The organism is Mesorhizobium sp. M7A.F.Ca.US.008.03.1.1 (genome assembly GCF_003997495.1).
Lineage (GTDB): Bacteria > Pseudomonadota > Alphaproteobacteria > Rhizobiales > Rhizobiaceae > Mesorhizobium.
Genome location: NZ_RZRU01000018.1, coordinates 131,843 through 138,440 on the forward strand (window position 1 = coordinate 131,843; position 6,598 = coordinate 138,440).

Annotated in this window: 9 protein-coding genes; 1 reads left to right on the top strand and 8 read right to left on the bottom strand. The window is 62.4% G+C overall.

Annotated elements, in window-relative coordinates:
- Positions 1-34: 34 nt before the first annotated feature.
- The 3 genes from EOA16_RS23335 to EOA16_RS23350 form a co-directional block, all read right to left on the bottom strand.
- Entirely contained in the window at positions 35-1,189 is a 1,155-nt protein-coding gene (locus EOA16_RS23335) for an ABC transporter permease (RefSeq protein WP_127260348.1), read from the bottom strand.
- Entirely contained in the window at positions 1,186-2,064 is an 879-nt protein-coding gene (locus EOA16_RS23340; RefSeq protein WP_127260349.1) for an ABC transporter permease, read from the bottom strand. The genes EOA16_RS23335 and EOA16_RS23340 overlap by 4 nt, the downstream gene beginning before the upstream one ends.
- Before the next feature lie 358 nt (positions 2,065-2,422).
- Positions 2,423-3,214 (bottom strand): ABC transporter ATP-binding protein, encoded by a 792-nt coding sequence (locus tag EOA16_RS23350; RefSeq protein WP_127260350.1) that lies wholly within the window; start codon positions 3,212-3,214, stop codon positions 2,423-2,425.
- Positions 3,215-3,359: 145 nt separating this feature from the next.
- On the opposite strand from EOA16_RS23350, the gene EOA16_RS23355 reads away from it, so the two are divergent.
- Complete coding sequence (locus tag EOA16_RS23355; RefSeq protein ID WP_109668350.1) at positions 3,360-3,764, top strand: cupin domain-containing protein; 405 nt, start codon at positions 3,360-3,362, stop codon at positions 3,762-3,764.
- Positions 3,765-3,781: 17 nt separating this feature from the next.
- Here EOA16_RS23355 and EOA16_RS23360 read toward each other — a convergent pair whose 3' ends face one another.
- The 5 genes from EOA16_RS23360 to EOA16_RS23375 all read right to left on the bottom strand — a co-directional run bounded on the left by EOA16_RS23360 (position 3,782) and on the right by EOA16_RS23375 (position 6,446).
- Positions 3,782-4,159, bottom strand: coding sequence for a hypothetical protein (locus EOA16_RS23360; protein WP_127260351.1), 378 nt, complete (start codon positions 4,157-4,159; stop codon positions 3,782-3,784).
- A 22-nt stretch (positions 4,160-4,181) separates the two neighbouring features.
- Entirely contained in the window at positions 4,182-4,403 is a 222-nt protein-coding gene (locus EOA16_RS33305; RefSeq protein WP_245456005.1) for a hypothetical protein, read from the bottom strand.
- Between the two features lie 3 nt (positions 4,404-4,406).
- Positions 4,407-4,553: a hypothetical protein gene (locus EOA16_RS33310; protein WP_245456006.1), complete on the bottom strand. Its 147-nt coding sequence runs from the start codon at positions 4,551-4,553 to the stop codon at positions 4,407-4,409.
- A gap of 2 nt (positions 4,554-4,555) precedes the next feature.
- Complete coding sequence (hydA, locus tag EOA16_RS23370) at positions 4,556-6,007, bottom strand: dihydropyrimidinase (protein WP_127260352.1); 1,452 nt, start codon at positions 6,005-6,007, stop codon at positions 4,556-4,558.
- A gap of 73 nt (positions 6,008-6,080) precedes the next feature.
- Complete coding sequence (locus EOA16_RS23375) at positions 6,081-6,446, bottom strand: endonuclease domain-containing protein (protein ID WP_127260353.1); 366 nt, start codon at positions 6,444-6,446, stop codon at positions 6,081-6,083.
- Between the last annotated feature and the right edge of the window lie 152 nt (positions 6,447-6,598).

The window sequence follows — 6,598 nt, forward strand, 5'->3', positions numbered from 1 at the left end:
CCCTCTGAAGTTAGTGCCCTTAAACCCACCGCCCCTATCCACCACGGACAGAGGGATGCCAAAACGTGACGGCTCTTTCGACAAGAGCGACCACGCCATAAAAGACCGAACCCGCAAGTGCTGCAACTGCGATTTCGGCCCAGACCATGTCGATGTTCATCCGCCCGACCTCGGTCGAGATGCGGAAGCCCATGCCGACGACGGGCGTGCCGAAGAACTCGGCGACGATGGCGCCGATCAGCGCCAGCGTCGAGTTGATCTTCAGCGCGTTGAAGATGAAAGGCGCGGCTGCCGGCAGCCGAAGCTTCAAGAGCGTCTGCCAGTAGCCCGACGCATAGGTGCGCATCAGGTCGCGCTCCATATGGCCGGAGGCGGCAAGGCCGGCGACCGTGTTCACCAGCATCGGGAAGAAGGTCATGATGATGACCACCGCCGCCTTGGACTGCCAGTCGAAGCCGAACCACATGACCATGATCGGGGCGACGCCGATGATCGGCAGCGCCGAGACCATATTGCCGATCGGCAACAGCCCGCGCCGCAGGAACGGCACACGGTCTGCGAGCACGGCGGTGATGAAGCCGGCGCCGCTGCCCACCACATAGCCGAAGATCACCGCCTTGAAGATGGTCTGCCTGACATCGGCGCCGAGCACCGGCAGCGAGCCGGCGATGCGCGCGCCGATGGCGCTTGGCGGCGGCAACAGGATGAATGGAATGCCCGCGCCCCGCGTCACCGCTTCCCAGATGATCAGGATCCAGGCGCCGAAGATAGCCGGGATGATCAGGCGCAGCGCGGTGCGAGCCCATTTGGCGAAGGGACGCAACGATGACAGCACCGCCACGCAGCGCCAGCCAAGCAGCCATGCGGCGGTGAGCAACAGGAAGAACGGCGTCCGCGCCAGACCTTCGAAGCCGGTGATGCCTCCAATCAGCAGCCAGGCGACCAGATGCGCGCCGATGAAAAGCACAACGGCTTCGACGATGGACGGTATTCTGGCCATCGAGATCAAAGCGGCGAGAAGGAGCACACCGAAGATCAGCCCGGTCGTCGCGACATAGGGGTATATCAACGTCCCTGCAGGCTGCGCCAGTGCATCGACTTTCGGCGCGGCGATCGGGCCGAGCGCCACCGCGATCAGGCACAGCACGATCGCCAACACCGCCTGCCAGGAGGGTTTCAGCCAGTTCATGCCGGCCTCCCGCCCATGGCGCGGTCGACGATGCGCCCGGCTATGCCGACCACCATGACCAGCAGTGCCGCCACCACCGAGCCGGCGACCAGCGCCGACCAGATGTCGATCGACTGGCTGTAATAGGCGCCGGCGAGAAGCTTGGCGCCGATGCCGGCGACCGCACCGGTCGGCAATTCACCAACGATGGCGCCGACCAGGCTTGCCGCCACCGCCACCTTCATCGAGGTGAACAGGAACGGCACCGAAGCAGGCACGCGCAATCTCCAGAAGGTTTGCGAACGACTGGCATTGTAGGTGTGCATCAGGTCGAGATGCATGATCTCGGGCGAGCGCAGCCCCTTCACCATGCCGACAGTCACCGGGAAGAACGACAGATAGGTCGAGATCATGGCCTTCGGGATCAGGCCGCTGATGCCGATCGCCCCAAGCACGACGATGATCATCGGCGCCACCGCCAGGATAGGAATGGTCTGCGAGGCGATGATCCACGGCATCAGGCTGCGGTCGAGCGTCGCCACATGCACGATGCCGACAGCGATGATGATGCCGAGCGCGGTGCCGAAGGCAAAGCCGAGCAGCGTCGAGGACAGCGTCACCCAGGCATTGTAGACGAGGCTGCGATTGGACGTGATGGGCCGCAGGAAGGTGTTCTCGAAGAAATTCACCGCCACCTGATGCGGCGCCGGCAATGTCGGCTTCGGCTGCGACAGCGTCTTGCCGATAAGTTCGCTGAACGTGGAGGTTTCATTGGCACGGCGGTCGAGATCGCGCTGGAACGGTGTGTTGAGGATGACGGCGAAGACATACCAGAGCACGACCACGCCCAACAGGATGGAGGTCACGGGGATGAGTTTGTCGCGGAAGGTGTCCATCTAGCGGTGCCCTCTTCCCGCGAACAAGAGAGGGCGACACCCGTTCTTCGTCATCCTAGTGCGGAGCAAGGAGCGAAGCGACGCGGCGCAGACCCTAGGATCCATGCCATTCCCTCTGTGCTTCGCAACGGTGCGGAACATGGCTCCCTTCGCCTCGTTGTGTTTAGTGCGTATTCTCAACCGTTTTCGCCCTTTGGCCGACGTCGCGGCATGGATCCTAGGGTCTACGCAGGCCGCTTCGCGCCTGCTCCGCCCTAGGATGACGAAGGCGTGGTTGGCCGCCCCCTCACCCGACCTCCGCTTCGTTCCGGCCACCCTCTCCCCTTTGGGGAGAGGGTGAACCTCGTCCCTCACCCGCTCAATCATCATAGCTATGCCCCGCCCGCAGCCCATCGCGCACCCGCGCCGCGATCGCCAGAAACTCCGGCGTCTCGCGGATGTCGAGCGGCCGCTGCTTCGGCAGCGTCGATTCGATGATGTCGCTGACGCGGCCCGGGCGCGGCGACATGACGACGATGCGCGTCGACAGATAGACGGCTTCGGGAATGGAATGGGTGACGAAGCAGATGGTCTTGTTGGTACGCCCCCACAGTTCCAGCAATTGCTCGTTGAGGTGGTCGCGCACGATCTCGTCCAGCGCGCCGAACGGCTCGTCCATCAGCAGCAGGTCGGCATCGAAGGCCAGCGCGCGGGCGATCGAGGCGCGCTGCTGCATGCCGCCCGAGAGCTGCCAGGGATACTTCTTCTCGAAGCCCGAGAGGTTGACGAGGTCGAGCGTGCGCTTGATCCGCTCCACCTGCTCCGCCTTGGACAGGCCCATGATCTCCAAAGGCAGCCCGACATTACGCTCGATGGTGCGCCACGGAAACAGCGCCGCCGCCTGGAAGACATAGCCGTAAGCGCGTTTCTCGCGCGCCTGCTCTGCTGTCATGCCATTGACCGAAATCGTCCCCGAGGTCGGCTTCTCCAGATCGGCGATGACACGCAGCAGCGTGGTCTTGCCGCAGCCCGAAGGCCCGATGAAGGAGACGAACTCCCCCTTGCCGATGGTCAGATCGACATTGGACAGCGCCTGCACCGGCCCGTCATTAGTCTGGAAGGTCAGTCCAAGTTTGCTTGCCGCAACGACGGCTGGCGAAGTCCCTGTCATCGGCTGCCGCCTGCCTGTTCCCGCCCCTGCGGCGCCGGCTGGAATCCGATTGCTTTTATCGCGAGGTTGTTTTCCACTTACCCTGTCCCATTTGGCCCTGTCCCACTGACCTTGTCCCACTCGATCGACGCCCGGAGTTTCCCCGATGTCGCCCAAACCCACTTGTCATCTTATCCGCCCTGAAAGCACTTATGAAGGCAAGCAGGGTTTGACCTATTTCGCCGGCATTGCCACGGAGACCGTCGGCTCCTCCGGCATCTGCATGCACCTGCTCACCTTACCGCCCGGCGCCCGCGCCAAGGCGCACATGCATGAGAGCCATGAAACGGCGATCTATGTCCTCTCCGGCGAAGTCCACACCTGGTATGGCGACCGGCTCGAGCATCATATCGTCGTCAAGGCCGGTGACCTCTTCTACATTCCCGCCGGCGTACCGCATCTGCCGGCCAATCTGAGCGGCGCCCCGTCCTCGGCCGTCATTGCCCGCACCGATCCCAACGAACAGGAAAGCGTCGTCCTGCTGCCGGAACTGGACGCGCTGGTCGCCTGACGCCGAGGGGATAGCTGTCATTTGCACCGCGAAACTTCCCCCATGACGTTGCCGTCCTCATCGGCGATCGTCAGCTTCTTGGCGTTCTTGGCGCTGCGCTTGATGGTAAACTTGGTCGGCTCCTGTCCCTCTTCGCCTTCCGCCTCACATGTCGCCGTCACCACGAGTGATCCGTCAGCCTGCGCTTGCGTCTTCGTGAACGTGCAGGCGCTGGCGGCGGTAATCAATTCCTTGTCGGTCAACAGCAGCATCTGATCGGCGGCGACTTCCTGACCGTTGCGGTTGATGCAGCCATATTTGTCGCCATAGGGTTTCGACAGATCGATACCTGCCGCCGAAGCCTGACCGGCAGCCAGCACAAGAACCATCGCGACAGACAGACCAAAACCACGCATGCTCACCCCCGATGTTCCAACGTTACAAACATGATTGCAGCGGCCCCATCTCTTCAAGACCCGGAATGGTGACGAAAAAACCGTCCTCTCCCTTGTTGGTGACCACGACGGTTTCGGTTGTCGTTCCGGCCTCGCCTTCTGCGGAACAGGTCGAAGTCAGCGATTGCGCACCCAGCACCGGCGTCAATCGCTGCGCGAACCGGCAGCCGCTGCCATAGGTCTCGATGCCTTCGGCGGTCAGCACGATTTAGGCATCGCTATCCTGATAACCGGCCTTGACGCCGACGCAGCCCACATCATTGCCCCAGGAGCCGGCCAGTACGCCGCCTGCTGCTGCCGGGCCGGCGACACTTGCCGCCAAGACCAACGAAATGAGCGCGGCCGAACGCGCCAAGCTCAAACCCCGGTCGCCGGGATACCGGTGCGTTCCACCTTGCGCGGCGCGGAAATCTCTTTCCACGTCGACAGCGCCCGGTTGACCGCCGCATTCGGCTCGCGGCCAACGAACTCGCCATGACCGGGCTTGGCCTTGATCTCGGCCTCCTGGATCGACAGTTCGCCGCGCGAGAACACGAAGCGCGGCAGGCCGGTCACCTCGAAGCCTTCGAAGACGTTGTAGTCGATGACCGACTGCTGCTTCTTGGAGGTGATCTTCTTCTTACGCTTCGGATCCCAGACGACGATGTCGGCATCCGCGCCTTCGACGATGGCGCCCTTTTTCGGATACATGTTGAGGATCTTGGCGATGTTGGTCGAGGTCACCGCGACGAATTCGTTCATCGTCAGCCGGCCGGTGTTGACGCCCGTCGTCCAAAGCACCGGCATGCGGTCTTCGAGACCGCCGGTGCCGTTCGGGATCTTGGTGAAATCGCCGACGCCGTTGCGCTTCTGCTTGGTGGTGAAAGCGCAATGGTCGGTCGCCACCACCTGCAGCGAGCCCGCCTGCAGGCCGGCCCACAGCGAGTCCTGGTGCAATTTGTTGCGGAAGGGCGGGCTCATCACGCGGCGCGCCGCATGATCCCAGTCCTTGTCGAAATACTCGCTTTCGTCCAGCGTCAGGTGCTGGATCAGCGGTTCGCCGAACACCCGCATGCCCTTCTGCCGCGCCCGGCGGATGGCCTCATGGCTCTGCTCGCAGGAGACATGCACGACATAGAGCGGCACGCCGGCCATGTCGGCGATCATGATGGCGCGGTTGGTCGCCTCGCCTTCCACTTCGGGTGGTCGCGAATAGGCGTGGCCCTCGGGGCCGTTGTTGCCGGCGGCCAGCAGCTTCTGCGACAGGGCGGCGACGACATCGCCATTCTCGGCATGCACCAGCGGCAGCGCGCCGAGGTCGGCGCAGCGCTGGAACGACGCGTACATCTCGTCGTCATCGACCATCAGCGCGCCCTTGTAGGCCATGAAATGCTTGAACGAGGTGATGCCCTTGTCCACGACGGTGGCCATCTCGTCGAACACCTGCTTGCCCCACCATGTGATCGCCATGTGGAAGGAGTAGTCGCAGGACGCCTTCGAGGTCTTGTTGTCCCACATCTGCAAGGCTTCGAGCAGCGACTGCTGTGGCGCCGGCAGGCAGAAATCGACCACCATCGTGGTGCCGCCGGACAGGGCTGCCCGCGTGCCGGATTCGAAATCATCGGCCGAATAGGTGCCCATGAACGGCATTTCGAGATGGGTGTGCGGGTCGATGCCGCCGGGCATCACATAGCAGCCGGTGGCGTCGAACTCGTGGTCGCCATGCAGGTCCGAACCGATGGCGACGATCTTGCCGTGGCTGAACAGCACGTCGGCCTTCCAGCTTCGGTCGGCGGTGACGACAGTGCCGTTCTTGATGACTTTGGTCATTTTTTGTTCCCTTGTTCTCTTCGCGCTTCTTACGAGCGTCTTGGTAGTTCGGTTCAGGACCGAAGCGGCGGCCCTACATGACTCCAACTTCTCTCAATATCTCCTCGATGCAACCATCGAAAGAGTTCGCCAGATCTCCGGTCGAAAACCGCAATACACGATAGCCCTGTCGGCCAAACCATGCGTCGCGTATCCGATCCTTCTTCATTTGCTCCGGCGTGAAGTGATGCTCTCCATCCACCTCGATAACGAGGTTGTTCCCATGCAGAACAAAGTCAGCAACGTAAGGGCCGATGGGTGCCTGCTTTCTGGCGTGTAAACCGTATAGGCGACGGAACTCCTTCAACTCGGACCAGAGCTTACGCTCGCCTTCCGTCATGTTCCGACGCAGGACCCTGGCACGTTTGATAACAGAAGGATCAATTCCGGTCGGTGCCAAGAGTACCCCCATCCTCAGTCCCTTCCCGCAAGGGGGAGGAAGACTTGGCGTCGCGCCATGGCCTGACGTTCAAAGCCTTTGAAAGAAAGCATAAAAAGGATTCTTGCGAAGAAGAACCCCCACCCTAACCCTCCCCACAAGGGGGAGGGAAC

What these genes read in the sequence shown, in the direction of transcription:
- EOA16_RS23335 (WP_127260348.1), bottom strand. Translation starts at nt 1,189, where the DNA reads ATGAACTGGCTGAAACCCTCCTGGCAGGCGGTGTTGGCGATCGTGCTG.
- EOA16_RS23340 (WP_127260349.1), bottom strand. Translation starts at nt 2,064, where the DNA reads ATGGACACCTTCCGCGACAAACTCATCCCCGTGACCTCCATCCTGTTG.
- EOA16_RS23350 (WP_127260350.1), bottom strand. Translation starts at nt 3,214, where the DNA reads ATGACAGGGACTTCGCCAGCCGTCGTTGCGGCAAGCAAACTTGGACTG.
- hydA (WP_127260352.1), bottom strand. Translation starts at nt 6,007, where the DNA reads ATGACCAAAGTCATCAAGAACGGCACTGTCGTCACCGCCGACCGAAGC.
- EOA16_RS23355 (WP_109668350.1), top strand. Translation starts at nt 3,360, where the DNA reads ATGTCGCCCAAACCCACTTGTCATCTTATCCGCCCTGAAAGCACTTAT.
- EOA16_RS23360 (WP_127260351.1), bottom strand. Translation starts at nt 4,159, where the DNA reads ATGCGTGGTTTTGGTCTGTCTGTCGCGATGGTTCTTGTGCTGGCTGCC.